The sequence below is a fragment of the Sphingomonas sp. KC8 genome (assembly GCF_002151445.1).
Taxonomy (GTDB): Bacteria; Pseudomonadota; Alphaproteobacteria; order Sphingomonadales; family Sphingomonadaceae; genus Sphingomonas_E.
The window spans coordinates 2,723,784-2,748,619 of the sequence record NZ_CP016306.1 but is presented as its reverse complement, the minus strand read 5'-3'; the positions used below and the strand labels follow the sequence as shown (position 1 = coordinate 2,748,619).

Genomic DNA, 24,836 nt, shown 5'->3' with positions numbered 1-24,836 from the left:
GCCTGACCGTTACCGGTCAAATCGGCGTCCTTCTATCATGCCGTGCATGATATAATGACGGACAGGGTCCATACCTGCCGCGGAAACGTCGGGATAGCGCTCAAGATAGCGCTTGGCATCGAAGACCTTATTCCGCCGCAACAGTTCGTGCTCACGACGATTCCTCCATTCCTGCGGCATCAGAACCCACCACGAAGGCCGGCCAGCCAGAACGGTATATAGCTCGACAAGCCAGTTCCGCTGTTCCGTCGCGATAGAATTGGCCTTCTCGACCTTCTCGAGCCGCTTCGCCATAGCAGTCAATTCCTGCTGGCGCGCCTTGATGCTCGACTGCGCGCTTTGCAGATCTGCCTTCGCCCGGGCCGCATCCGCGAGTTTGGAGCGGGCCTCCTCAAGCTGCAGCTCAGCTTTCCGACGTTCAGTGACCGCCTGACCCACCTGCTCGTTAAGCCATTCCACAGCAGTTTCGCGGGCCGTTAGCCTAGCCGTGGCATCATCAAGCTTTCCGCGCATCTGCGCAGTTGTATCTTCGCACTGGCGAACATGTTCTTCGCGCTGGCGGGCGCGCTGCTTTTGATCGGCGACACGCACCTCGAGTGTTGTCACGGATTTACTGATAGCGTCGAGCAATTCCATATATTATCCTTTAGTCTCTCTTCCTCTCCTGTCTTCATTGCCCAGGCACTCGTCCCCCCTTTGAACTGCATGTCAGTCGCGCGCTTACATGTTCGCGCCGCTTCGGCAAGGGGGCCGAAGGTTATATGCGCCCAAACCAGCTCCTTTCCTCCCACGCCTTATGCTTCTGCTAGCGCCACTCCGCCTTATCGCGACCTGCTGCCCGCAATGTCACATGCACGATCGGCAATCATCCGAATCGCGCGAAAAATACTACCGCGACCATTCCGCAACGCCTTCAACAAAGGGCCGAAATCGCGGCTCAAGCTCGAACGGTCATCAAGTGTGCGATAGGTATCCCAGAAAGCCTCAACCCCTATCACCTGCGGCATATTGAATATACCATGGAAACCAAAGCTGACAGTTGGGTCGCCCGCCCGCTCGGCAGCGAACAGGTCGGCCAATTCGCGCGATGCAAACCGCATCCCCTGCCGATCGAGAAAAGCACGGTTAGTGCGGCAGATAGCGACATCTTCGGGATGCCCGGATACAAACTCCGCGCTACGACACGCATCCATCAACCGGCGGCTGCGTAGGGAAAATCCACCATTGCCTACGTCATGGCCATCATCGAACTGCGGCCAGCTTGCGCCGATATAGTCGCAATCGAGAAATTCCGCTCGCCAGCGCCGCGCATCGAGCACATAGCCGTCCCACTGCACGATCAGGCAATGTGATGTCTTCACATAATCGGCCAGCTGAAAAAGCATGAAATTCGAATAAGCTGCCGTAGAATCGAGGCGCGTGATCGGCATGACGCGGATGTCCGGATGCCCGGAGCGAACGGGCGCGTCAGTGAACAGCATACAATCCGCGAAAGCGACCTGCTCAAGGCAAGCCTCCAGTGCCCGGACAGTTGCCTCCACGTTGACAGAGGTGACCGCGCACAGAGTGACTTGCGACAAAGCGAGACGATTGGGGGATGAAAGATGAAATGAAGCCGTCATGCCCTGGCCGTCACAATCCCACTACGAAACGTTCGCTAAATCGGCTGAGTTGCGGATGGTGGAACGGGTCCACACCCGCGCCGGTGTTCCACAGCGTCTTCAGCGCGTCTAACTCGCCGGCAAGGCGTGCTGCCCCCCCCGGGTCCCGATCGAAGCCGCGCGAAACCGATTCATGGTGGATCAGCGTCGCCCGCGGCTCGTAAAGCGCCTGCCAGCCTCGGCGGTTCAACCGCATGCACAGGTCCACATCGTTGAAGGCGACCGCGAAGTTGCGTTCGTCCAACCCGCCAACCGCCAGGAAACGATCACGCGCCACGACAAGGCAAGCCGCCGTGACGGCCGAAACGAACTGCGGCAAAGCGTGACGGCGGAAATAGCCTTCCTCATCCGGTTGGAGCAGCCGATGGGCATGGGCCGCCCCTCCGCCAACGCCCAGCACCACCCCGGCATGCTGGATCCGTCCATCCGGGTAGAGCAACCGCGCGCCGACCGCACCAACATCCTCGCGCATGGCCTGGCGGGCCATCACGGTCAGCCAGCCCGGTTCGATCACGTCAATGTCGTTGTTGAGCAGGCACAGCAACCGCCCCCGCGCCTCGGCTGCCGCGCGATTGTTGAGTGTCGAAAAGTTGAAGGGGCCGGGGTGACGCAACACCCGATGGCATGCCGGGTCAAGGCTGGCGAGATAGGCCAATGTTGCCGGATCGTCGCTGTCATTGTCGACGACGATGATCTCCAGATCAGGATAGTCGGTCCTGGCCAGCCCTTCGAGGCAACTCCGCAGCAGATCGGCCCGGTTGCGGGTCGGCACGATCACGCTGGCCGGCGGCAACCCATCGCAGGCTGCAACACCGGGCGCCGCCGGCACGCGCGGACAGGGCCGCGATCGGCGGTGATGCAGGACGTGTGGAATGTGGATAGGGCGGCCAGCGCGCACGGCCAGCGCGACGAACCTGGACGCCCAATCCTTGCCCGACAGACTTTCTACATCCGCCGGCGAGGCCCGGACGATACAGGCCCCCGTCAGATAATCGAAATGGCGGAAAAGCTCACTATTCCAGTCGGGCTTGAAATGCGGTGCGGTGCGATGGCCCGCAGGGTCCAGCAGATCGTCGTCTGCATAGGCGATCCGTGCGCTCGATCCGGCGATGGCGCGCCGATAGGTGGCTGATATTCCTGGCGCCAACACGTCGCCGGCCATGAGCGGCATCAGCCACGTAACTTCGCTCCAGTCGATGGTTCGCGCCGCCAGGGCGAACGTGGGCGCATCCGATGGCTCGATCACCAGCGCCGGCAGGCCTTCCGCCTTCAGGCTGCGCAAGGTTTCGGCCAGGAGTCCCGGCCCCGCCGTACCATCGACCAGCGCCACGATCTGTGGTTGAGCTTCGCCGGCTCCGACGGGCAGGGCGGCCTTCTCCTGCCGATCGATCCAGAGCCGATAGGCCTTCGGAGACGCCCCAAGAAGCGGAGCGAGTTGGCTGCGTGCGCGCAAGCGCTTACCGCGCAGTCGCCACCATGCAGCAATCAGATAAGCCCGCGGAGACGCCAGCGCCGCATCCAGATGGACAGACAATGTCAGCCAACGGTTACCGCCTCCCATTGGCGTCTGTTCTGCCCCATTCGATTGCATGACTGGCCGCCGATAGCGGGGTTGGCAAGAAGGAACAAAGGAAAAGCTGGGGACGCCCCCGGCGCAAGGCGGGACAGGAACTGCGGCCGCGGATATGGCCGCTCAGATCGCGTAACGGCGTTGACCGCGCTCGCCAATCAACGTCGCCGACCAGAGATTTTTTCCAGGAAGATACTACCCCCGAAAGGGGAACAGCATTCCACAAGGCCGCGTGGCTTCAGCGGAGCAATCGGGCCATCTCCATCAGCAATTCGGCATCCATCGCCGGGATACCGTTCTCGCGCGGCCAGAACGCGCCCGTATAGCCCGCGACATAGCGCCCCGTGAGCGGGCGCCCGAGTTCTTCGTGACGCGCCAGCATCGGCGGAATAGGGTTGTCCGGAGCTGGCCGGGTGACGATCGAACCGTTTTGGAAGATGTCCGCGGTGCATTCATGGCTGAACAGCGTCGCCTCGGGGCTCAACCGATCGGCCACAACCATGAGATCCCGCGCCGACGATTCCAGATCGACGTCCATCCAAAGGCACATCAATCGTGGCGGCTGCCAGTCGCGGAACGTATCGGCAAAAAAGCCCTTGTGAAACTCCACGGCATCCACCGCGCCAAAGCGCGTAACATGGTCGCGCACCTCAGCAATATCCCCGGCATATTGGCCGGCCTGGTAGCCGGCATCCGACGATGGAGGCAATCCTTCGAATGAATCGAAGATGTGCATTCTCAGGTCAAGTTGCTTGCAGGCATAACTCAACATCGCCGAACTATAGCCCTTGAAACATCCAAATTCTGCAAAGTCGCCGTCAACGCTCCATGATTTCAGGACGTAAAGCTGATGGATTATGGAAAATATTTCACGAATGGAGTTTGGCTTGCAATGGAAGTCATTTGATCCGGGCGCGGCACTCCGGTTGGTCTGAGGAAAATGCCGTTCGACGAAATGACAATGGGCAAAGGTGGTTGAGAGATAGCGGGCGTAATCCGCAAAGACGGGCAAGGCATTAAGGTCCGGGGTTTCCATGACCTTGACGAGACGGTTCACAAATCTCCGCTGCCCCGTGACGGTCAACAATTCGGTGCAATCCTCAGGCCAGCGCACCGCGATCGCATCGATCACGGCGCGCGGGAAAGGCCCTCGGATTTTGCTGTCGGGCGGCGATGCCAGGGCCTTCGCGGCGAGCGGTCCGGCAATATGCAGTGTCGCCAGTGTCGCGCTCGGCAGCCACGGCTTCAACGGCCGGGCTACAATGCGCAATTCGCCGACAAATTCGTCACCAAAGCGCTGATGCGGAAGATCAAAGGCAAACCCACAGCTGCCGCTACCCCGAACGTCAGGAAAAGCCGCAGCAACATCGGCCCGCGCGATGGATGGTTCGCAGCGGACGATACACATGTCTTCGAACCAGGCTTCCACGCGCACCGGGCCTCGCCCCAACGCCCACCCGGCGATCCTGCCGGCGGCAACGGCATCGACATTCCCTCGGGGAGCGAAGGCTTTTGTCAACATGGTCGATATCCTCTGGCTGCAACTGGGCACCGCCGAATAAGCCCTCAACCTATGTAAAAGTCACTAGAATTACTTTGGCGGACTGATGATATTGCGAGAGACAGCTTTTATCACGGCTATTCGGCTGGCGACGCGATCATGAGACCTGGGCCGGCACCGCTTGTCACAGCGTCGCTGCACAAGACGCGTGGATGCGGCACCACAAAGCCTTTCCCATCACGTTCGAACATCATGCGAGCCAGCCGTTGGCGGCGTGGATCGCAACGCCCACCAGGCCGCCGACGACGGTGCCGTTGATCCGGATATATTGCAGGTCGCGGCCGACGGCGCCTTCCAGCCGATCGGTCACGGTCTGCGCGTCCCAGCCGCGGATCGTATCGGAGACCAGCCGCACGATCGAATCGCCATATGCCGCCACCGCGCCGACCGAGGCGCGGCGCGCGAACTGGTTGATCGTACGGCGCAGGCGATCGTCCTGCTGCAATGTTTCGCCCAGCTGGCGCATCGCTTCGCCCAGCCGCCCCGCCATCGCCGCCTGCGGATCGCGCGCCGCCTTTAGTAGCCCCCCGCGCGCCTGCTGCCACAGCCCTTCGATCCACGCCGCCACCGCCGGGCTGGCGATGATCTCGGCCTTCAGCCGCGCCACTTTTTCCTGCATCTCCGGATCATATTGCAGATCGAGCGCGAGCGTCGCCAGGCCTTCTTCAGCCTTGGCGCGCAGCGGATGGCCGGGATCCTCGGCCATGTCGGCCAGCAATTTGTGCAGCCCATCGACGATGGCGTTGGCCAGTCGTTCGTCCAGGCCAGTCCAGCGCATGATCGCGCCGGCGCGATTATGCACCATGTCGCGGATCATCGCCTCGTTGGCGGCCAGCGTGCGCCCGGCCCAGACGATGATGCTGTCAAGCAATGGCACATGGCGATCCTCGGCGATTGCGGCGCGCAGCGACTGGCCGAGGAGCGGGGCGATATCCAGCGCCTTCAGCCGGCCGACCACCGCCCCCTTCACCATCCCGCCCAGCCGTTCATCGTCCAGCGCTTCGAGCACCGACGCCGCCAGCCGCGACGCGCCTTCGCGCAACCGCCCCTCCCCCGCCCGCGGCTGGGCCAGGAACCGGCCGGCCGCGGCGGCGACATCCGCGCGTTTCAAGCGCCGCGCAACGACCGTCGGGATCAGGAAATTATCGCGCAGGAAGGTCGCGAGCGTATCGCCGATCCGATCCTTGTTACGCGGGATGATCGCGGTGTGCGGGATCGGCAGGCCGAGCGGATGCCGAAACAATGCGGTCACCGCAAACCAGTCCGCCAGACCGCCGACCATCGCCGCTTCGGCAAAGGCGCGGACATAGCCCCATGCCGGCACGCCCCCCGCCTCTTGCGTGCGGGCGAGCAGATAGACCGCGGCCATGGCCACCAGCAGGCCAGTGGCGGCGATCCGCATGCCGCGCGCGCCGCCCTGCGCGGGATTGAAACGGTCTAGCCCGGTGCGTGCGAAAAGCCCCATCCCTTCACAATGACCATCGCGGCCAAAGGTTCAAGCCGTTCGCCACGCAGCACTCATTCCGCCGGCTGCGGCGCCGCCGTCCGGCCGCGATCCGGTTCGTTATTGGTGAACCAGCGCGAAAGCCGCGGCCCCATCCGCCTTTCGAAGCCGACGGCCAGGCTGAACGTCGCCGGCACGATCACCAGCGTCAGCAGGGTCGACAGGATCAGCCCGCCGATCACGACGATGCCCATCGGCGCACGCCAGCTGCCATCGCCCGAAAAGCTGAGGGCGACCGGCATCATGCCCGCAACCATCGCCACCGTGGTCATCACGATCGGCTGGGCGCGCTTGTGCCCCGCGTCGATGATGGCGACGGTCTTGTCGATGCCCTTGTCCATCTCCTCCAGCGCGAAATCGACGAGCAGGATCGAGTTCTTGGCGACGATGCCCAGCAGCATCAGGATGCCGATCAGCACCGGCATCGACACCGGATTGCCGGTCAAATGGAGTGCGATGCCCCCGCCAAGCGGGGCCAGCAGCAGCGACCCCATGTTCACGAACGGCGGCATGATCCGCTTGTAGAGCAGCACCAGCACCGCAAACACCAATAGCACCCCGGCCAGCACGGCGGTGATGAAGTTGCGCACCATTTCGGCCATCAGCTTGGTATCGCCGAACGTGACAAGTTCCACACCCCGCGGCAGGTTCTTCATCGTCGGCAGCGCATCAATCTCCTTCTGCGCGGTGACGACGCCGGGCGCGAGATCGGCGCTGAGGACGATACGGCGATTCTGGTTGAACCGCCGCAGTTCCGATGGGCCGGCCCCGAAGCCGATATCGGCAACCACCTTCAGCGGCACCGATCCGCCGGACGCGGTTGGCACGGGCAAATTCTGGATCGTCGCGAGATCGCGCCGTGAATCTTCCTTCAACGCCACGCGGATCGGAATCTGGCGATCGGACAACGAGAATTTGGCGACATTCTGATCGATGTCGCCCTGCGTGGCGATGCGGATCGTCTGGCTGAGCGCGGCCGTCGTCACGCCCATGCTGGCCGCCAGATCGAGGCGCGGCTTGATGGTGATTTCAGGGCGCTGGAGATCACCATCCACCCGCGGCGCGCGCAGCTGGGGCAGATGCGCCATTTCGCTGACCAGCTGGTTGGCGGTTGCCGTCAACTTGACCGGATCGCTGCTTGCAAGCATGACGGTGACGTCGCGACCAAGCCCGCCGGTTTGCGAACGGAAGGTGACGCGGGCGTCGGGAATGTCCCGCAATTTGGGTGCCAGCGCCCGTTCAAATTCGACGCTGGTGCGTTCCCGATCCTTCTTCAGCGTGATGTAAACCGTCGACTTGGCGACATTGACCTCGGCAAAAGCCGACGCGACGTCGGGTGCTTCATTGACGATGTGCGTCACCTTGGCGGCGACCGCCTCGGTCTGCTTCAGGGTCGATCCCGGCACCATCTGGATTTCGACCTGGCTATAATCGGTGTTCATCGCCGGCTGGGCCGTGAACGGCAGGGTCGCGAATGTCACGATCGTCAGGGCGAAAGCCAGCGCCCCCAGGCCGACGGTTTTCCAGCGATGATCGAGCGACCAGCGCAGCACCGCCATATAGGCGTCCATCAACCGGCCTTCGCCATGCGAAGCCTGTCCGTGCGCCTTGAGGAAATAGGCCGCGGCCATCGGCGTGATCAGGCGGGCCACCGCCAGGCTGAGCAGCACCGCGACGACGACAGTCAACCCGAACTGCTTGAAAAACTGCCCCGAAACCCCGCCCATGATGCCAACCGGCAGGAACACCGCAACGATCGCCATCGTCGTCGCCAGCACGGCCAGCCCGATTTCATCCGCAGCATCGATCGCGGCCTGATAGGCCGATTTACCCATCCGCATGTGGCGGACGATATTTTCGATCTCCACGATCGCGTCATCGACCAGCACGCCCGCGACCAGGCTGAGCGCCAGCAGGCTCACCATGTTCAGGGTGAAGCCCATCAGATCCATGAACCAGAAGGCCGGAATGGCCGAAAGCGGGATGGCCAGCGCCGAAATGATCGTCGCGCGCCAATCGCGCAGGAACAGGAACACCACGATCACCGCGAGCACCGCGCCTTCGATCATCGCGTCGATCGCCGACCGATATTGCGCCTTGGTATAATCGACGCTGGTGAACAGTTCGGTGAATTTGACCTTGGGATTTTCCTTCTGGATCTTGTCGATCATCGCCCGGGCGGCATCATAGACGGTGACGTCGGACGAACCTTTTGATTTTTCGATCGAAAAGCTCAGAACCTGGCGGTTGTTCATCAGTGCCAGCGAACGCTGTTCGGCATAAAGATCGCGCACATCGGCGATATCGGCCAGCTTGACCGACCGGCCGTCGCCCACCGAAATCTGCGTCTGGCCGAGATCATAGGCGTTGCGCGCGTTGCCAAGCACACGAACCGATTGCTCGGCCCCCGCGATTTCGGCGCGGCCGCCCGCCGCATTGACGTTGGTCTGGCGCAACTGGCCGTTCACCTGCGCGGCCGTGATGCCCTGCGCCTGCAGCTTCACCGGATCGAGGATCACGCGAATCTCGCGGCTGACGCCGCCTCCGCGCCGCACCGCCGACATGCCGGGAATGGTGAGCAGCTGCTTGGCAACGGTGTCGTCGACGAACCAGCTCAATTCCTCGAGCGTCATGTCCACCGCTTCGACCGAAATATAGGCGATCGGCATGCCATCGACGTCGACGCGTTCGACCTGCGGTTCCAATATGCCATCAGGCAGGTCGCTGCGTATCCGCGCCAGCGCGTCGCGCACGTCGTTCACCGCGCGATCGACCGGGGTACCGATGTCGAACTGGACGAAGGTGCGTGACGTGCCCTCGCTCACATAAGACGACATTTCATCGACGCCACTGATACCGCGCAGCGCCGCTTCCACGCGCTGCGTGACCTGCGTTTCCAATTCGGTCGGGGCGGCGCCCGGCTGGGTAATGACTACCTGCGCTGCCGGAAAACTGATGTCTGGATTCTGGTTCACGTCGAGCCGGGTGAAGGCGATCATGCCGGCCAGCGTCAGCGCGATGAACAGCACGAGCGGGGCCACCGGATTGCGGATCGCCCAGGCTGAAATATTACGGAAATCCATGATCGTCTGCCTTTCCCGACCCGGCCTTACGGCCGCGCCTTCGCCCGTTCCGGGGTCACCTTGTCGCCGGGATTCAGGAACGCGCCAGCCGACAGCACGACATTCTCATTTCCCGATATGCCGGACAGGATTGCGATGCCCGCGTCGGAAACCGCGCCCGTCTTCACGTCGCGCCGTTCAACCATGTTGTTTGCGCCGATAACGTAGACGAAATTGCCCTTTTCATCGCTCTGCACGGCGGATTCGGGCAGCAGCGGGGCATCGACCCGTCCGCTGCTGATTTCCACCGCGGCAAAACCGCCCGGCCGCAACGCCTTGTCATAGCTGAGTGCAATGCGGGCGATGCCCTGCCGCGTCTGCGGATCGATGATCGGCGCGATCTGCCAGATCTGCCCCTTGAAGGCGGTGTGCGATCCGACCGGCGTCACCGTCGCCGGCTGCCCCACCGCCATGGCGGCAAGATCGCTTTCCGCAAGCTTTGCCAGCATTTCCATTTCACCGCCCTTGGCCAGACGGAACAGCGCGTCACCGCCCGAACTGACGATCTGCCCTGGCTCGACCGCGCGTGCGAGAACCAGGCCAGCTTCCGGCGCGCGAATGTCGAGGCGGCCGAGACGGGCATTCATTTCGCCATATTGCGCCTGGCTGACGCGCACTTTGGCCAGCGCCGCATCCCTGGTCGCGGTCTTGCGTTCGATATCGGCCTGGCTGACGAAGCCACGCGCAACCAGCTTCTGCGCGCGATCCAGTTCGCTCTGCGCCATCTTCGCATCAGCCTGCGCCGCCGCGATCTGCGCATTCATCTGCGCCGCCTGCTGTACCTGGACCTGACGATCGACCGTGGCCAGCACCTGGCCCTTGGCAACCCAGTCCCCCGGTTCAACGAACACGCGGGTGACGATGCCGCCTTCGCCCGCCACGCCCACGGGCATTTCGCGCCGCGCGGCCAGATTGCCCGTCGCGGTGACAAGATTGATCACTGGCTGGCGCCCGGGCACGATAACCGTGACCCGCGGCAAAGCAGGTTCCGACGGCGCCGGCTTTTCGCCACCCGACAGCAGATAGAAAGCGAGCGCCGCGATTGCGAGCAGCGCGACAATGGCAGCGATCATCAGCTTGCGGCGGCCCGGCCCCGCATCATGCGCGCCATCGCCCGGTTCGATCATATCGACCCGCTTGCGCCAGAAACCCTGCTCGACGTTCATCGCCTTCATCTCTCCACCCCGCGGCACGCGGCCTTCGGCCATCCGCCGCGAGCTGTATTATATCAATATATCACTCAGCTCAAGCCGGCGCGGCCTAATGGCCCGATATTGTGTCTTTTCAGTGTCGAAAGGTACGTATCGGACCGATTTTCGGCTTGTCAGGCCGCGCGCTGCAGGCGCACCATAGCAGGCAAGGGTCTACAGACCCAACGGGAAGCAAAAGACAAAAGGTTACGCGGAGAATAACCATAATGACTCATGGGGTCCTGGGCTGGCTGCTGATCGGCCTCGTCGCCGGCGTATTGGGCAAGATCATCATGCCGGGGCGCGACCCGGGAGGTTTCATCGTGACGATCCTGCTGGGCATCGCCGGGGCGCTGCTTGCCGGCTATATCGCGATGATCCTCGATATCGGCGTCGATGGCTGGATTCGCCAATATGGCGCGGCAACGGCAGGCGCGGTGGTGTTGCTGATCCTGTATCGCATCATCATGCGCGTGCGAGCCGGCTGACATGTCCGGCGACTGAACGGGCCTTTCTGTCTGTCGCCTGTCAGGCTCATTCAGCCGCGGTGCAGGCGCTGCGGTGGAACAGGGCGCAATGCCGGGACAATCCCGGATCAGGCAGTAACGGAGTCGATATGACAAGGAGTTTCAGGGTGATGATGGCAGCGGCGGCGCTGGCGGGCACTGCGGCGGGCGCACAGGCGCAGACGCTGCCCGCAACCCCGGTTCCCGTGATCCAGGGCACCCGGCTCGATATCGTCGCCGACGGCGCGGTGACGCGCGTGCCCGACGTCGCGACGATCAGCGCCGGCGTGGTATCGCAGGCGGCAACCGCCGGGGCGGCAATGGCCGACAATGCAAAGCGGATGGCCGGTGTCGTCGCCGCACTCAAGAAGGCCGGCGTCGCCGATCGCGATATTCAGACGAGCGTGCTCAACCTCAATCCGCAATATCGTTACGGCGAAAACATGCCGCCGGTGATCACCGGTTACCAGGCGTCGAACCAGGTCAGCGTCCGTTTCCGGGACGTCAAACGATCAGGGGCGATCCTTGACGCGCTGGTTGCCCAAGGTGCGAATCAGATCAACGGGCCCAGTTTTTCGGTCGATCAGCCCGAAGCCGCGCTCGACGAAGCCCGCACGGCGGCCATCCGCACGGCACGCAGCCGCGCCACGCTTTATGCCGCGGCAGCCGGGCTGAAGGTGAAGCGGATATTGGCGATCAGCGAACAGGGCGGGAACTACCAGCCGCCCATGCCCATGCCCGTGATGGCGATGCGCGCCGAAAAGGCCGCCGATACCGCGGTCGAAGCTGGCGAACAGAAGTTGAGCGTTTCGGTGACGGTCAGCTTCGAACTGGAATAAGGCAAAAAAAATGGGGCCGCGCCAATAGATATGGCGCGGCCCCTTTTTATCGGCCAGTGGCGACTGGCTTCGGGTTCAGCGAACGCTGCCGCGACGCACCAGATTGACGATCGCCAGCAGGATGATCGCGCCAACCAGCGACACCAGGAACGAATATACCGTCAGCGGCGCACTGTTGATTGATCCGCCCGTGAACACGAGGCCGCCCAGGAACGCGCCAACGATGCCGACGACAATGTTCAGGACGATGCCTTGTTGCGCATCGGTGCGCATGACGATGCTGGCAAGCCAACCGATGATGCCGCCGATGATCAGCCACAGAATGAAGTTCATCTTGCTCTCCGTTCCCGCATGCCGTCCAGCCCGGAACAGTCCGGACAAGCGGCCTTCCGCTGTTGATACGCGCGGCTAACGATCTTTGTTCCCATAAATTCCGCATAGAAAAAGCCCGCCGGCGTGGGGGCCGACGGGCTTCGCCACTCGGTGCCGCCCTGAAAGGACCACACCGGCGATCGGATGGACTCAGTATTTCTGCTGGCGTTCGTAAAGCGACTTATAATGCTGGATGCGGGTGACGCGCAGGCCCGGCATGCCCGATCGATCGACCGCGCGCTGCCATCCGGCAAATTCTTCCACGGTCAGGCCATATCGTTCGCACACTTCATCGACGCTGAGCAGGCCGCCATTCACCGCAGCCACAACTTCCGCCTTGCGCCGCACAACCCAACGCGTGGTGGACGGCGGCGGCAATGTATCGAGGGTCAAAGGTTCGCCGAGCGGACCGATTACCTGGGCTGGACGGAATTTCTGATTTTCGATCATTATCAGCCTCGAACTCGGCCTGTACCGGCCCGCTTATGTTTCGATGACGATCCTGGTAGCGTCATTCCGTTGAAAGAAGCCTAACCCTTGAAGGTAAAGGCTTGTTTTACCCTTATTTATATCGGCACAGGCCCCAGCATCCGGGCCGCGCGGGGATGAAAACTGCCACCCAGGGCATCGGGCGCGACGGTCCAGCCGCGATCCGCCGCCAAAAGCGTGACCAGCATTTCCACCGGATCCGAATAGGCCTGTCGCGGGGCCGGCAGACGCGCAGCGGCGCGCGCGGTCGGCGTCGCCGCCTGCGCCGCCGCCAAACCCGCAATCAGCCGTGCATGGGCGATTCGCCCATGCGTGCGACCGGCCGGAACGGCACGTCGCCTAGCTTCATGTAGGGAGAATCCCAGATCCATCGGGCTTACCCTTTCCCGCTTCCGAACTATCCCCCGGACCCGTCCTAGCGCCCATATCTAAAGGTCGGGTAAAGGCGCGGCGGTTTCGTTCGCCGGCGCTTTGGCTTATGGGCTGCGCGCATGAATGCGGATTTCCAGCTTGCCGGATTCGATTCGGGCGCCTCGCTAAAGGGCGCGCGGATCGTGGTTGCCATGTCGGGTGGGGTCGACAGTTCCGTCGTCGCGGCGCTTGCCGCGCAAAGCGGGGCCGAGGTGATCGGCGTCACGCTGCAACTGTACGATCATGGGGCGGCGGTCGGCCGCACCGGCAGTTGCTGTGCGGGGCAGGATATTCGCGATGCCCGCGCGGTCGCCGATCGGCTCGGCATAGCGCATTATGTGTTTGATTATGAAAGCCAGTTCCGCGCCGGGGTGATCGATCGCTTCGCCGACGATTATATGGCCGGCCGCACGCCGATTCCATGCGTGCGCTGCAATCAGGGGGTGAAGTTCACCGATCTGTTCGGCATCGCCCGCGATCTTGGCGCCGATTGTCTCGCCACCGGCCATTATGTGCGCCGGGTGGTGGGACCGCACGGCGCCGAACTCCACCGGCCAGCGGATATTGCCCGCGACCAGAGCTATTTCCTGTTCGCCACGACGCAGGCGCAGCTCGATTATCTGCGTTTCCCGCTGGGCGACATGCCGAAGCCGCGCGTTCGCGAAATCGCGGCCGAACTGGGCCTTGGCGTCGCGGCCAAGCCCGACAGCCAGGATATCTGCTTCGTCCCCGACGGCGATTATGCCGGCGTCGTCCGCAAGCTGCGGCCCGAGGCCGAGGAAACCGGCGATATCGTCGATCTCGAAGGCCGGGTCATCGGCCAGCATCGCGGGCTGATCCATTATACCGTCGGCCAGCGCCGCGGGCTGGAGATCGGCGGACAGGCCGAACCGCTTTACGTGATCCGGCTCGACGCCGAACAGCGCCGCGTCATCGCCGGGCCGCGCCGTGCGCTGGCGGTCACCGCCGCGCGGATCGCCGAGGTCAACTGGCTGGCGGACGGATTTGACGCACCGATGATGGTCAAGGTCCGTTCGATGGCCAAGCCCGCGCCGGCGCGCTTCGATGGACAGACGGTGACGTTCGACGCCCCCGAATATGGCGTGGCCCCCGGCCAGGCCGCGGTGCTTTATGCCGGCGATCGCGTTCTCGGCGGCGGCTGGATCGAAGCAACCGTACCGGCCGAGGCGATCGCCGCCTGATTGCGCGCGGGGCTACCCCCGGAACCAGTGCGCGCGCAGGAAATAGGCCGTGATCACGACCGCCAGCGCCGCCGATACGCCCACCACGCCCCAGAACGCCCACGGCGCTTCGGCGTAAGGAATGCCCTTCACATTCATGCCAAGCAGGCCCGTAAGGAACGTCAGGGGCAGGAAAACGAGGGCGACGATCGAGATCGTCAGGGTGCGGGTTTCGATCTGCTCGGCGCGCAGGTCGGTCAGTTGTTCGTGGAGCAGCGCCGCGCGTTCGCGCACCGCTTCCAGTTCCTCGGCCATGCGCGCGAAGCGATCGGCGGCATCGCGCAGGTGCAGCCGGTCATCCTCTTCCAGCCAGTCCATCTCCAGCGCGGCCAGCCGTTCCAGCGCCTGCCGTTGCGGGGCCACGAACCGGCGATACTGGATCGCGGCGGACCGGGCCTGCGCGATCGTCCGCCGCATCGCGAAGATACGATCGGGATCGAGATCCGCCTCGCACGTGTCCACGGTATCGCCGAGCGCCGCGATTTCAATGTCGAGCGTTTCGGTGATCGCCATGGCCAGCGCCGCGATCAGATCGCCAGGATCGCGCACCCGCCCGGACTGCATCATCGCGTGCACGACGTCCGTCGCCGCGAGATGGCGGAAACCCACTGAAATGACGCGTCCTTTTTCGGCCCATATGCGAACCGACACCAATGGATCGGGGTCGTCGTCCGGCGTTAGCCCCAGCCCGCGCATGTTGATCAGGGCGCCATCCCCCACTGCTTCTGCGCGCGGGCGGGTTTCAACGGCGGTCAGCGCATTGATGATCGCGGGTTCGAGGCCGCTTTCGGCATCGAGCCATGCCCGCTCCTCCGTCAGCCGTCCGTCGAGATGGCACCAGACAAAGCCATGGTCGACCGCCTTAGCCCCGGCGCGATCGATCGCACGGGGTTGGGCGGCGCCATGGCCATCGGCGACCCAGCACCAGCTTTTCATCGCCACCCCGTCATCGATCCGCCCAGCCGATATCGATCGACAGGCCGGGCAAGCCACCAACCGGCCGTTCACACGCAATCCGTTCGGCGTCGGCGCGCGCGCGCGCCAGGATCGCCGCCGGCACGTCGGGGCGGTGAAAGATCCGGTCGCACTGGCCCAGCAGCCGTGCTTCCTTCAGTGTCAGATCATCCGGATCGGGCGAGCGCAGCAACAGCACCACCAGCCCGGACGGGGCCGGTGCTGTGGCGGGTGCGGCAACCCAGCGCGCCGCCGCACCGGCATCATACCCCGCGAACGGATCGAGCGGACCGCCGGGATCCAGCGCAGCGTCGATCGCCCGGCGCCGATCCGCGGCTTCTGGCCAGCGCGCGCGGATCGCGCCCCGCGCCACGGCCAGGTCCTTCGCAAGCTCGCCCAGCGATTCCGGCACCAGCACTTCCAGCCGTTGCCGCAACGCTTTGGCAAGGCCGGCCGATGCCCCGCCCGTGCCCACCGCGATCAGCACCGGATCGCGATCGACGATCGCCGGCAGCGTGAAATCGCACAGTTCGGACCGGTCGACTGCGTTGATCAGAATGCCGCGCGCGCGCAGCCGCATCACCGTTGCCTCGTCGCCATCGGCGACGATCGCCAGCGCCGCCTCGCCTTCCTCTGCCACCACCCGCGCGCCGGCCCGTTCCAGCACGCGGCGCTTGGCGTCGGCGGCCGGCCCCGTCCCTGTCAGGATCACGGACCGGCCGGCAAGGCGGATGAAGATCGGCAGGCTGTGCGTGGCCGCCTCCCCTGGGCCTAAAGCGTTTTGATGAAAGCGCGCACCGCCGGGCCGATATCGGCCCGTTCCAGCGCCAGCGCGATATTAGCCTGAATGTAGCCGGCCTTATCGCCGCAATCGTGGCGGTCGCCGGTGAAGGTCAACGCGTGGAACGGCTGCTGCCCGATCAATTGGGCCATCGCATCGGTCAACTGGATTTCATTGCCCGCGCCGCGATCGCCCTTGGACAGGATGTCGAACACTTCCGGTTGAAGGATATAGCGGCCCACGGCGGCCAGCCGCGACGGCGCCTCGCTTGCCTTGGGCTTTTCAACCAGCCCGGCGACCTCGGTCACGACGCCTTCCGCCGCGCCGGGCTTGACGATGCCATAACGGTTGGTGTGTTCCTGCGGCACTTCCAGCACCGCGATGACGTTGCCGCCCTTGGCTTCATAAACGTCGCGCATCTGCTTCAGGCAGGGCGCCTTGGGGTTCCACAACAATTCATCGGCCAGCAGCACGGCGAACGGTTCGTCGCCGATCAGATCGCGCGCACACCATACCGCATGGCCCAGGCCGAGTGGCTCCTGCTGGCGGATATAAGCGGCATTGCCCGGCGCCAGACGGCTGCCATCGAGCGTCGCAAGCACATCATGCTTCGATCGCTCGGTCAGCGTCGCTTCCAATTCGTACGCGATGTCGAAATAGTCCTCGATCGCGTTCTTGCCGCGGCCGGTGACGAAAATAATCTGTTCGACGCCCGCCGCACGCGCCTCATCCACTGCATATTGGATCAGCGGCTTGTCGACGACGGGCAGCATTTCCTTGGGCACCGCCTTGGTGGCGGGCAGAAAACGCGTGCCAAGCCCCGCAACGGGAAAAACGGCCTTGCGAACAGGTTTCATGCAGACTCCTATTTCAGCCATGGCGGCAGGCTGTCCGCTGCGATCAGCGCCTCCACCGGCAACCGTTCGCGCACTACGGCCCAATCCTTACCATCCACCATAACTTCGGCCGTCAAGGGACGGCTGTTGTACGTGCTGGCCATCGTCGCGCCATAGGCCCCGGCGGTCATGAAACCGACCAGATCCCCCGCCTCGACGGCGTCCATCGTCCGGTTCATGGCGAAGGTATCGCCGCTCTCACAGACCGGGCCGACAACATTCGCGGCAAATCGTTGGGAACGCGGGACGATCGTGCGAATATCGTGCCACGCGTCGTACAATGCCGGCCGCATCAGATCGTTCATCGCCGCATCGACGATGACGAAAGGCTTGTCCGCGCCGTCCTTCACACGGATCACCCGGCTGATCAGCGCACCGGCATTGGCGACGATCAGCCGGCCGGGTTCGAACATCAGGCGAACGTCCCAACCCTTCGTCGCGCGGCCGACCATCACGCCATATTCGGCCGGGCTGGGCGGAACCGGCTGGGCCGGATCATAAGGCACGCCAAGCCCGCCGCCCAGATCGGCGGTGGTGATCACATGGCCTTCGCCGCGCAAGGTGGCGATCAGCGCGCCGATCTTGTTGAACGCGGCCTCCAGCGGCGCCAGATCGGTCAACTGGCTGCCGATATGGACGGCCACGCCCTGCACCTTCAGGCCGGGCAGATCGCGCGCGCGGGCATAAGCAGCGCTGGCCCGGTGATAGGCGACGCCAAACTTGTTGTCGGACTTGCCGGTCGAAATCTTGGCATGGGTGCCGGCATCGACATCGGGGTTGATGCGGAACGCGATCGGCGCGATCACGCCCAGCGCCACGGCCACTTCCGACAGCATTTCGGCTTCGGGTTCGGATTCGATGTTGAACTGGCCGATGCCGTGGCGCAGCGCGAGCGCCATTTCATCCGCCGTCTTGCCGACGCCCGAAAAGACGATCTTGGCCGGATCGACCCCGGCGTGGATCGCGCGCAGCAATTCACCGCCCGAAACCACGTCAGCGCCCAGCCCCGCGCGCGCCAGCGTCGCCAGCACGGCCGCATTGGGGTTGGCCTTCACCGCATAGGCGATCAGCGGGCCATCGGGGCCGGACTCCACCCCCTCCAGCGCCTCGCGCAGGACGCGCACATGGCGCAGGATCGTCGCCGTCGAATAGACGTAGACGGGCGTACCGGCGGCTTCCGCGATCAGGGTCAGCGGAACGTCCTCGGCGTGCATCACGCCGTCGCGGATCTGGAAATGGTCCATATTGCTTTCAATCAGTGCTGCGGAGGCAGGTCGAAACGATCGTCGCGCCGTTCTTCGGATTGGCGGAGCAGTTCCTCGCTCCGTTCGGGCCGTTCCTGCGGGCGGGGTGTCAGCAGGTCGGCCGGGGTCGGCTGGGTTGCGGCCATCGCCGGTTTGGGCGGCAGGCTTTCGCCCGCCGCCGGACGCAGCGCCTCGCGGCTGCCGCACCCGGCGAGGGTGAGCGCTGCCGCCACGAGCACGAAAGCCGTCCGCATCGTCATCCGTCCATCTCCAGCCGGCTCCGCGCCTCGGCGACACGGGCACGCACCTGATCGGGCGCGGTGCCGCCATGGCTTGCCCGGCTGGCCACCGACGCATCGACCGACAAGGCGTGAAACACCCGCGCATCGATCCGCGGGTCGATCTCGTTGAGCTTTTCGAGCGGCACCTTGTCCAGCGCCACGCCCAGCCGCTCGGCCAGCCGCACCGCCGCCCCGGTGATGTGGTGCGCCTCGCGGAACGGAATATCGGCCACGCGCACCAGCCAGTCGGCCAGATCGGTTGCGGTGGAGAAACCGGCTTCGGCCGCCGCGCGCATCTTGGCCGGCACGAAGCTGACCGTTTCGACCATGCCGGTCATCGCCGCGATCGACAGCGCCAGCAGGTCATGCGCATCGAACACCGGCGGCTTATCGTCCTGCATGTCCTTCGAATAGGCCAGCGGCAGGCCCTTCATCGTCATGACGAGTGACGTCATGCAGCCAGCGATCCGCCCCGAATGGCCACGCACCAGTTCGGCGGCATCCGGGTTGCGCTTCTGTGGCATGATCGACGATCCCGTCGAATAGGCATCGGGCAGGCTGACGAAGCCATAAGGCTGGCTCGCCCAGATGATGAACTCCTCCGCCAGCCGCGACAGATGCAGCGACACCTGCGTCGCGGCCATCAGATAATCGAGCGCGAAATCGCGGTCGGACACCGAATCGAGCGAATTGCCGGTCGGCCGGGCAAAGCCCAGTGCCGACGCCGTCGCCTCACGATCGATCGGGAAGCCGGTGCCCGCCAGTGCTGCCGCACCCAGCGGGCATTCGTTCAGCCGCACCCGTGCATCAGCAAAGCGCGAACGGTCGCGCGCGATCATCTCATAATAAGCCATCAGATGATGGCCGAGCGTGACCGGCTGGGCGACCTGAAGGTGGGTGAAGCCCGGCATCACCGTCGCGGCATGTTCGCCCGCGCGGGTAACGAGCGCGATCTGCAGCGCCTTCAGCCCGGCATCGACCGAATCGATCGCGTCGCGCACCCACAATTTGAAATCGGTCGCCACCTGATCGTTGCGGCTGCGCGCGGTGTGCAGCCGGCCGGCGACCGGGCCGATCAGTTCGGCGAGCCGGTTTTCGGTCGCCATGTGGATATCTTCGAGCGCGAGATCGACGGGCACGCCATCGGCCGCATATTCGGCGGCGACGCGATCCAGCCCGCGCGCGATCGCAGCACCGTCCTCGGCGGTGACGATACCGTTGGCGGCAAGCATGGAGACGTGCGCCTTCGATCCGGCTATGTCCTGCTGCCAAAGTCGCTTATCGAAGGGTATCGAGGCGTTGATCTCGCGCATGATTGCCGCGGGGCCTTCGGCGAAGCGCCCACCCCACATCGAATTGGAGCTGTCCGTGCGGTTGCTAATGGTCCTGATCCTCGCTTTTACACTTGGCGCCTGCGATACGGAGAAGAGCCAGTCGCCGCAAGCCGACGTAAAGGAACCGATCGGCCAGGTCGATATTTCGCACGCCGGCAAGGACGCGCCCGCCATCCCGTTCGAAGGCCCCAATGGTGGCCCGGCAACGCTTGCATCCTTCCGTGGCAAGCCGCTGATCGTCAATCTGTGGGCCACATGGTGCGCGCCGTGCATCAAGGAGATGCCGACCTTGGATGAACTGGCCGTGCGCGAAAAGGATCGCATCCAGCTGATCGTCATCAGCATGGACATGGGCGGCCGGCGTGAAGTCGATCCCTATTTCGCCAAGGCGAAGTTCAAGGCGCTTGAACCCTATCTCGACAAGCAGAATGTGCTGATGGAAGCGCTGGGTAGCGACACCCTGCCGACAACGATCTTCTATGATGCTGCCGGCAAGGAACAATGGCGCGTACGCGGATCGATGGACTGGGCCGGCGAACGCGCCAAAACCTTGATCGAAGGCGCGATGAACCCGCCCGGCAAAAGCTGAGCCTCCCCCTCCCCATCTGCTCAAATATTAGGCAGTCGTCCATACCTGCCTAATCGCTAAGCGCCTTCCCGCGCCATTTTATGTGCAGCGCAGCAAGTACAACGCCCCACCCCGCCTTTGCCGCCAGTTGGCACGGTGCTTGCGTTGCTTTCCTCCGCAGAATGCGAGGGAGGCGGAATGAAACTCGTCATAGCCATCATCAAGCCGTTCAAGCTCGACGAGGTGCGTGAAGCGCTCTCCGGGCTGGGCGTGCAGGGCATGACCGTTACCGAAGTCAAAGGCTTCGGGCGGCAAAAGGGGCAGACCGAGATCTATCGGGGCGCCGAATACAGCACGAACATGGTGCCGAAGATCAAGGTCGAGGTGGTCGCAGGGGACGACCTGGCGGACCGTGTCGTCGAAGCGATCCAGCAGGCCGCGAATACCGGCGCGATCGGCGACGGCAAGATCTTCGTCCTCGACGTCGGTCAGGCCGTGCGCATCCGCACCGGCGAAACCGACGACAGCGCACTCTGATCGAAAAGGGGGAAACATGAAGCTTTCAACCAAGATAGCGGCAGGTGCGGGGGTCGTCGGGACGCTCCTGCTCGCCGCACTGCCCGCCTGGGCACAGGAAGCCGCCGAAGCGGCCGCCGCCGTGCCGACGCCCGAAAAGGGCGACACGGCCTGGATGATGACATCCACCATCCTCGTCCTTCTGATGATCCTTCCCGGGCTGGCGCTATTCTATGGCGGCCTGGCCCGCACCAAGAACATGCTGTCGGTGATGACGCAGGTCGGCGCCGCCGCAGCGCTCGCCATGCTCGTCTGGGTCGGCTGGGGTTACACCATGGCGTTCGGTGACGGCGGCAACGCCTTCCTCGCCGGGTTCGGCAAGGCCTTCCTCGCCGGTGTCACGCCCGACAGCACGGTTGCCACCTTCACCAGCGGCGTTGTCATCCCCGAATATGTCTTCATCTGCTTTCAGATGACGTTCGCGGCCATCACGCTGGCGCTGGTGCTGGGATCGGTGGTCGAACGCATCAAATTTTCGGCGGTCCTGGTGTTCGGCCTCGTCTGGCTGACGATCGTCTATTTCCCGATCGCGCACATGGTGTGGGCGGGCAACGGGCTGTTCTTCACCAAGGGCGCGCTGGATTTCGCCGGCGGCACCGTGGTCCACATCAACTCGGGCGTATCCGCACTCGTCGCCTGCATCATCCTGGGCAAGCGCATCGGCTATCCGCGTGAAGCGATGATGCCGCACAGCCTGACGATGACCGGCATCGGCACCGGCCTGCTGTGGGTGGGCTGGTTCGGCTTCAACGCCGGTTCCGCGCTCGAAGCCAATGGCTCGGCCGCACTCGCCATGATCAACACCTTCGTCGCAACCGCAGCAGGCGGCCTCGCCTGGATGCTCGCGGAACGCCTGAAGGGCCACAAGGCCTCGGCCCTTGGCTTCTGCTCGGGTGTCATCGCCGGTCTCGTCGCCGTTACCCCGGCGGCTGGCAATAGCGGCCCGTTCGGCGCGATCGTGCTGGGCGCCATCGCTTCGTTCGTCTGCTACTTCGCGGTCTCGGTGCTCAAGCCCAAGCTTGGTTATGACGATGCGCTCGATACGTTCGGCATCCACGGCATCGGCGGCATGATCGGCGCGATCGGCACCGCCATCGTCTATGCCCCGTCGCTGGGCGGCCCGGGCAAGCCCGATTTCGCGATCGGCCCGCAGCTCCTCGTCCAGCTCGAAACCGTCGGCATGACGATCGTCTGGGCCGGCATCGGCACCGCCATCGCCATCTATGCGGCCAAGCTGCTGACCGGCCTGCGCGTCACCGAAGAAACCGAGCGCGAAGGCCTCGACCTCGGGGAACATGGCGAACGCGCCTATAATTACTGAACGGATCGGGGTGCGCGGCCCAAGCGGCGCACCCCCACAGAGGTTCCTCCTGCGAACCACTGGGCCGGCGGCTTACCCCGCCGGCCCTTTTTTTATTGCGCGAGAAACGCCCGGATCGGGCTGATATCATAACCGGCACCGGCCGCCTTGGCCGCCAGCGTATCGGCGTCGGCGCCATCCGCCGCGCGGGCCAGCGCCCACACGAAGGTCGATCGCGTGCCCGAACGGCAGAACGCCAGCACCGGCCCCGTGGCGTCGGCCAGCGCCGCGCGCATCGCTGTGACCTGCGGTTCGGAAAAACCGGCATGGGTGATCGGGATCGCGCGATATGCGAGGCCGGCCGCCGCCGCCGCCGCCTCAAGGTCCGCGCTGGAGGGCTGGCCCGGCTGTTCATCATCCGGCCGGTTGTTGATGATCATGGCGAAGCCCTGCGCGGCTGCCGCCGCGATATCGTCAGGGCTGACCTGTCCGGCCACCGAAATGCTGTCGTCGATCTTGCGAAACATGGGTGCTCTCCCGATTGCGGCTCGCTCTTAGGCGTGCGCCCGGATCACGTCCAGAAACGCATCGCCATAGTCGTCCAGCTTGCGCGCGCCCACCCCGCTCACCTGTCCCAGCCCGTGGCGCGTCGTCGGTTTCAGCCCCGCCATTTCCCGCAAAGTGGCGTCATGAAAGATCACATAAGGCGGCACGCCCAGTTCCTTGGCGATTTCGCGGCGACGCGCGCGCAGCGCATCGAACAGCGGATCGTGCGGCCATTCCTCAGCGCTGCTGCCGCGCCGCTGCTTGCGTTCGCGCCTGGGCGGCAGGATCACCGCCACCGGTTCCTCGCCCTTCAGGATCGGGCGCGCGGCCGGACCAAAGCTTAACCCGCCATATTCATCGGCGCGCAGCGCATCGCGCGCCATCAGCGCGCGCGCCACCGGTTTCACCAGCCGCAACTCATCGGCATCGGCGATCCCGAACACCGACAGGCGATCATGGCCCAGGTTGCGCACCTTTTCGCTGTCGCGCCCGGCCAGCACCTCGGTCAGATGGCCGATGCCATAGCGCATATCGGTGCGGAACGCCGCCGACAGCAGCTTGCGCGCAATCTCGGTCGCGTCCACCGATGCCGGCGGGTTGAGGCAATTGTCGCAATTGCCACACGCCAGTGGCGGCGTTTCGCCAAAATGGCGCAGCAGCACCGCGCGGCGGCATCCGGCGCTTTCCACCAGCCCGGCCAGCGCATTCTGGCGCTGGCGCTCGCCCGGCCGGCGCGCTTCCTCGACATCGGTTTCGATTCGCCGGCGGGCACGGGCGAAATCCTCCGCGCCCCAGAACAGATGCGCCACCGCCGGATCGCCATCGCGGCCGGCGCGGCCGGTTTCCTGATAATAAGCCTCGATCGATTTGGGCAGGCCGGCATGGGCAACGAAGCGGACGTCGGGCTTGTCGATCCCCATGCCGAACGCGATCGTCGCCACCATCACCATATCTTCGGACGACACGAACGCGCGCTGGTTGGCCGCGCGCACCGATGGATCAAGGCCCGCATGATAGGCCCGCGTCGGCCGCCCCGCCTTGGCAAGCGAGGCCGCCAGCCGCTCGGTCGCCTCGCGGCTGGTGGCATAGATGATCCCCGGTCCCTCGATCTCGTTCACCAGCGCCGCCAACTGGCCGGGCAGCCCGTCGCGCGGGGAAATGGCGTAGCGGATATTGGGCCGGTCGAATCCCGCCAGGATCAGGCCGTCGTCGGGAATGCCCAGCTGGGTCAGGATATCGGCGCGGGTATGCTTGTCGGCGGTCGCCGTCAGCGCCAGCCGCGGCGTATCGCGCTGCGCATCGAGCAAGGGCCGCAGCAGGCGATAATCGGGGCGGAAATCATGCCCCCATTCGGACACGCAATGCGCCTCGTCGATCGCGATCAGCGCCAGCGGCGGCGCGCGATCGATCAACCGCTGAAACCCTTCGGTCGATGCCCGTTCGGGCGCGACATAGAGCAGGTCGAGCGCGCCATCGCGGAAGCGGGCGATCGTCTCGTCGCGATTATCGTCGGCCGACGTAAGGGCGGCGGCGCGGATACCCACCGCTTCGGCCGCACGCACCTGATCGTGCATCAAGGCGATCAGGGGGGAAATGACGAGGCCCGTGCCCGGCCGGCACAGCGCGGGAATCTGGTAGGTCAGCGATTTACCGGCGCCTGTCGGCATCACCGCCAGCGTGTGGCTTCCGGCCATCACGCGTTCGATCACCTCGGCCTGCCGCCCACGGAAGGCGCCATATCCGAAGGTGGCGTGAAGAACGTCGAGCGGGGCGGGCATCGCGCGGCCTTAAAGCCTGATCGTTTGCGGTGGAAGCGCTTTGCGCTTTCGTCGCGAGCGTGAATCAGGCTGTCATCAAGGTTCGTCCGAAGGAGTATATCGGGCGGAACCC

24 protein-coding genes are annotated in these 24,836 nt (G+C 64.4%); 6 read left to right on the top strand and 18 right to left on the bottom strand.

Annotation, left to right across the window (positions count from 1 at the left end; all coding sequences use genetic code 11):
• Positions 1 to 9: 9 nt before the first annotated feature.
• The 7 genes from KC8_RS12950 to KC8_RS12920 all read right to left on the bottom strand — a co-directional run bounded on the left by KC8_RS12950 (position 10) and on the right by KC8_RS12920 (position 10,584).
• Positions 10 to 636, bottom strand: coding sequence for a hypothetical protein (locus tag KC8_RS12950; protein ID WP_010122991.1), 627 nt, complete (start codon positions 634 to 636; stop codon positions 10 to 12).
• 185 nt (positions 637 to 821) lie between these two features.
• Positions 822 to 1,622 (bottom strand): DUF5672 family protein, encoded by an 801-nt coding sequence (locus tag KC8_RS12945; protein ID WP_037494886.1) that lies wholly within the window; start codon positions 1,620 to 1,622, stop codon positions 822 to 824.
• Positions 1,623 to 1,632: 10 nt separating this feature from the next.
• A complete protein-coding gene (locus tag KC8_RS12940; RefSeq protein ID WP_010122993.1) occupies positions 1,633 to 3,222 on the bottom strand; it encodes a glycosyltransferase family 2 protein in 1,590 nt (529 codons plus the stop codon).
• 247 nt (positions 3,223 to 3,469) lie between these two features.
• Positions 3,470 to 4,660: a TylF/MycF/NovP-related O-methyltransferase gene (locus KC8_RS12935; protein WP_029624191.1), complete on the bottom strand. Its 1,191-nt coding sequence runs from the start codon at positions 4,658 to 4,660 to the stop codon at positions 3,470 to 3,472.
• Positions 4,661 to 4,982: 322 nt separating this feature from the next.
• Positions 4,983 to 6,257, bottom strand: a complete 1,275-nt coding sequence (locus tag KC8_RS12930) for a DUF445 domain-containing protein (RefSeq protein WP_010122995.1) — start codon at positions 6,255 to 6,257, stop codon at positions 4,983 to 4,985.
• Positions 6,258 to 6,310: 53 nt separating this feature from the next.
• Positions 6,311 to 9,379 carry an efflux RND transporter permease subunit gene (locus KC8_RS12925; RefSeq protein WP_010122997.1) on the bottom strand — a complete coding sequence of 1,023 codons (3,069 nt, stop codon included), beginning with the start codon at positions 9,377 to 9,379 and terminating at the stop codon, positions 6,311 to 6,313.
• A 26-nt stretch (positions 9,380 to 9,405) separates the two neighbouring features.
• Complete coding sequence (locus tag KC8_RS12920) at positions 9,406 to 10,584, bottom strand: efflux RND transporter periplasmic adaptor subunit (RefSeq protein ID WP_037494913.1); 1,179 nt, start codon at positions 10,582 to 10,584, stop codon at positions 9,406 to 9,408.
• 251 nt (positions 10,585 to 10,835) lie between these two features.
• Between KC8_RS12920 and KC8_RS12915 the strand changes: the two genes are divergently transcribed.
• Both KC8_RS12915 and KC8_RS12910 read left to right on the top strand, forming a co-directional pair.
• Positions 10,836 to 11,096, top strand: coding sequence for a GlsB/YeaQ/YmgE family stress response membrane protein (locus KC8_RS12915; RefSeq protein ID WP_010122999.1), 261 nt, complete (start codon positions 10,836 to 10,838; stop codon positions 11,094 to 11,096).
• A 149-nt stretch (positions 11,097 to 11,245) separates the two neighbouring features.
• Entirely contained in the window at positions 11,246 to 11,953 is a 708-nt protein-coding gene (locus KC8_RS12910; RefSeq protein ID WP_010123000.1) for an SIMPL domain-containing protein, read from the top strand.
• A 75-nt stretch (positions 11,954 to 12,028) separates the two neighbouring features.
• Here KC8_RS12910 and KC8_RS12905 read toward each other — a convergent pair whose 3' ends face one another.
• The 3 genes from KC8_RS12905 to KC8_RS12895 all read right to left on the bottom strand — a co-directional run bounded on the left by KC8_RS12905 (position 12,029) and on the right by KC8_RS12895 (position 13,185).
• Positions 12,029 to 12,286: a GlsB/YeaQ/YmgE family stress response membrane protein gene (locus KC8_RS12905; RefSeq protein ID WP_010123001.1), complete on the bottom strand. Its 258-nt coding sequence runs from the start codon at positions 12,284 to 12,286 to the stop codon at positions 12,029 to 12,031.
• Between the two features lie 189 nt (positions 12,287 to 12,475).
• The gene (gene sciP / locus KC8_RS12900) at positions 12,476 to 12,775 is read right to left on the bottom strand and encodes a CtrA inhibitor SciP (RefSeq protein ID WP_010123002.1); all 300 of its coding nucleotides are present in this window, start codon (positions 12,773 to 12,775) and stop codon (positions 12,476 to 12,478) included.
• 116 nt (positions 12,776 to 12,891) lie between these two features.
• Positions 12,892 to 13,185, bottom strand: a complete 294-nt coding sequence (locus KC8_RS12895) for a hypothetical protein (RefSeq protein WP_138956566.1) — start codon at positions 13,183 to 13,185, stop codon at positions 12,892 to 12,894.
• A gap of 120 nt (positions 13,186 to 13,305) precedes the next feature.
• Here KC8_RS12895 and mnmA point away from each other — a divergent pair, with 120 nt between their 5' ends.
• Positions 13,306 to 14,427 carry a tRNA 2-thiouridine(34) synthase MnmA gene (gene mnmA / locus KC8_RS12890; protein ID WP_010123007.1) on the top strand — a complete coding sequence of 374 codons (1,122 nt, stop codon included), beginning with the start codon at positions 13,306 to 13,308 and terminating at the stop codon, positions 14,425 to 14,427.
• Between the two features lie 12 nt (positions 14,428 to 14,439).
• On the opposite strand, the gene KC8_RS12885 is transcribed toward mnmA, so the two are convergent.
• The 6 genes from KC8_RS12885 to argH are packed head-to-tail and all read right to left on the bottom strand — an operon-like array spanning position 14,440 to position 19,974.
• Complete coding sequence (locus KC8_RS12885) at positions 14,440 to 15,402, bottom strand: zinc transporter ZntB (RefSeq protein WP_010123009.1); 963 nt, start codon at positions 15,400 to 15,402, stop codon at positions 14,440 to 14,442.
• 10 nt (positions 15,403 to 15,412) lie between these two features.
• Positions 15,413 to 16,132: a precorrin-2 dehydrogenase/sirohydrochlorin ferrochelatase family protein gene (locus tag KC8_RS12880; protein ID WP_010123012.1), complete on the bottom strand. Its 720-nt coding sequence runs from the start codon at positions 16,130 to 16,132 to the stop codon at positions 15,413 to 15,415.
• A gap of 59 nt (positions 16,133 to 16,191) precedes the next feature.
• Positions 16,192 to 17,058 (bottom strand): UTP--glucose-1-phosphate uridylyltransferase GalU, encoded by an 867-nt coding sequence (galU, locus tag KC8_RS12875; RefSeq protein ID WP_010123014.1) that lies wholly within the window; start codon positions 17,056 to 17,058, stop codon positions 16,192 to 16,194.
• 8 nt (positions 17,059 to 17,066) lie between these two features.
• Complete coding sequence (lysA, locus tag KC8_RS12870) at positions 17,067 to 18,341, bottom strand: diaminopimelate decarboxylase (protein WP_010123016.1); 1,275 nt, start codon at positions 18,339 to 18,341, stop codon at positions 17,067 to 17,069.
• A gap of 11 nt (positions 18,342 to 18,352) precedes the next feature.
• Positions 18,353 to 18,601: a hypothetical protein gene (locus KC8_RS12865; protein WP_010123018.1), complete on the bottom strand. Its 249-nt coding sequence runs from the start codon at positions 18,599 to 18,601 to the stop codon at positions 18,353 to 18,355.
• Entirely contained in the window at positions 18,598 to 19,974 is a 1,377-nt protein-coding gene (gene argH / locus KC8_RS12860; RefSeq protein WP_010123020.1) for an argininosuccinate lyase, read from the bottom strand. Before argH ends, KC8_RS12865 begins: the two co-directional genes overlap by 4 nt.
• A 16-nt stretch (positions 19,975 to 19,990) precedes the next feature.
• Between argH and KC8_RS12855 the strand changes: the two genes are divergently transcribed.
• From KC8_RS12855 to KC8_RS12845, 3 genes are all read left to right on the top strand, one after another.
• Entirely contained in the window at positions 19,991 to 20,545 is a 555-nt protein-coding gene (locus KC8_RS12855) for a TlpA family protein disulfide reductase (RefSeq protein ID WP_232455532.1), read from the top strand.
• Between the two features lie 177 nt (positions 20,546 to 20,722).
• Positions 20,723 to 21,061 (top strand): P-II family nitrogen regulator, encoded by a 339-nt coding sequence (locus KC8_RS12850; RefSeq protein WP_010123024.1) that lies wholly within the window; start codon positions 20,723 to 20,725, stop codon positions 21,059 to 21,061.
• Positions 21,062 to 21,077: 16 nt separating this feature from the next.
• Positions 21,078 to 22,421, top strand: coding sequence for an ammonium transporter (locus KC8_RS12845; protein ID WP_010123025.1), 1,344 nt, complete (start codon positions 21,078 to 21,080; stop codon positions 22,419 to 22,421).
• Positions 22,422 to 22,513: 92 nt separating this feature from the next.
• On the opposite strand, the gene KC8_RS12840 is transcribed toward KC8_RS12845, so the two are convergent.
• Entirely contained in the window at positions 22,514 to 22,927 is a 414-nt protein-coding gene (locus KC8_RS12840; RefSeq protein WP_010123026.1) for a TIGR01244 family sulfur transferase, read from the bottom strand.
• 27 nt (positions 22,928 to 22,954) lie between these two features.
• Positions 22,955 to 24,724, bottom strand: coding sequence for a DNA helicase RecQ (gene recQ, locus KC8_RS12835; RefSeq protein WP_010123028.1), 1,770 nt, complete (start codon positions 24,722 to 24,724; stop codon positions 22,955 to 22,957).
• Positions 24,725 to 24,836: the final 112 nt, after the last annotated feature.

Bases quoted from the DNA above. Each gene is read 5' to 3' on its own strand.
- argH (WP_010123020.1), bottom strand. From the start codon at position 19,974: ATGTGGGGTGGGCGCTTCGCCGAAGGCCCCGCGGCAATCATGCGCGAG.
- mnmA (WP_010123007.1), top strand. From the start codon at position 13,306: ATGAATGCGGATTTCCAGCTTGCCGGATTCGATTCGGGCGCCTCGCTA.
- lysA (WP_010123016.1), bottom strand. From the start codon at position 18,341: ATGGACCATTTCCAGATCCGCGACGGCGTGATGCACGCCGAGGACGTT.
- KC8_RS12840 (WP_010123026.1), bottom strand. From the start codon at position 22,927: ATGTTTCGCAAGATCGACGACAGCATTTCGGTGGCCGGACAGGTCAGC.
- KC8_RS12885 (WP_010123009.1), bottom strand. From the start codon at position 15,402: ATGAAAAGCTGGTGCTGGGTCGCCGATGGCCATGGCGCCGCCCAACCC.
- KC8_RS12950 (WP_010122991.1), bottom strand. From the start codon at position 636: ATGGAATTGCTCGACGCTATCAGTAAATCCGTGACAACACTCGAGGTG.
- KC8_RS12895 (WP_138956566.1), bottom strand. From the start codon at position 13,185: ATGGATCTGGGATTCTCCCTACATGAAGCTAGGCGACGTGCCGTTCCG.
- KC8_RS12865 (WP_010123018.1), bottom strand. From the start codon at position 18,601: ATGACGATGCGGACGGCTTTCGTGCTCGTGGCGGCAGCGCTCACCCTC.
- sciP (WP_010123002.1), bottom strand. From the start codon at position 12,775: ATGATCGAAAATCAGAAATTCCGTCCAGCCCAGGTAATCGGTCCGCTC.
- KC8_RS12930 (WP_010122995.1), bottom strand. From the start codon at position 6,257: ATGGGGCTTTTCGCACGCACCGGGCTAGACCGTTTCAATCCCGCGCAG.
- KC8_RS12920 (WP_037494913.1), bottom strand. From the start codon at position 10,584: ATGAACGTCGAGCAGGGTTTCTGGCGCAAGCGGGTCGATATGATCGAA.
- KC8_RS12915 (WP_010122999.1), top strand. From the start codon at position 10,836: ATGACTCATGGGGTCCTGGGCTGGCTGCTGATCGGCCTCGTCGCCGGC.
- galU (WP_010123014.1), bottom strand. From the start codon at position 17,058: ATGAAACCTGTTCGCAAGGCCGTTTTTCCCGTTGCGGGGCTTGGCACG.
- KC8_RS12910 (WP_010123000.1), top strand. From the start codon at position 11,246: ATGATGGCAGCGGCGGCGCTGGCGGGCACTGCGGCGGGCGCACAGGCG.
- recQ (WP_010123028.1), bottom strand. From the start codon at position 24,724: ATGCCCGCCCCGCTCGACGTTCTTCACGCCACCTTCGGATATGGCGCC.
- KC8_RS12905 (WP_010123001.1), bottom strand. From the start codon at position 12,286: ATGAACTTCATTCTGTGGCTGATCATCGGCGGCATCATCGGTTGGCTT.
- KC8_RS12925 (WP_010122997.1), bottom strand. From the start codon at position 9,379: ATGGATTTCCGTAATATTTCAGCCTGGGCGATCCGCAATCCGGTGGCC.
- KC8_RS12850 (WP_010123024.1), top strand. From the start codon at position 20,723: ATGAAACTCGTCATAGCCATCATCAAGCCGTTCAAGCTCGACGAGGTG.
- KC8_RS12945 (WP_037494886.1), bottom strand. From the start codon at position 1,622: ATGACGGCTTCATTTCATCTTTCATCCCCCAATCGTCTCGCTTTGTCG.
- KC8_RS12940 (WP_010122993.1), bottom strand. From the start codon at position 3,222: ATGGGAGGCGGTAACCGTTGGCTGACATTGTCTGTCCATCTGGATGCG.
- KC8_RS12845 (WP_010123025.1), top strand. From the start codon at position 21,078: ATGAAGCTTTCAACCAAGATAGCGGCAGGTGCGGGGGTCGTCGGGACG.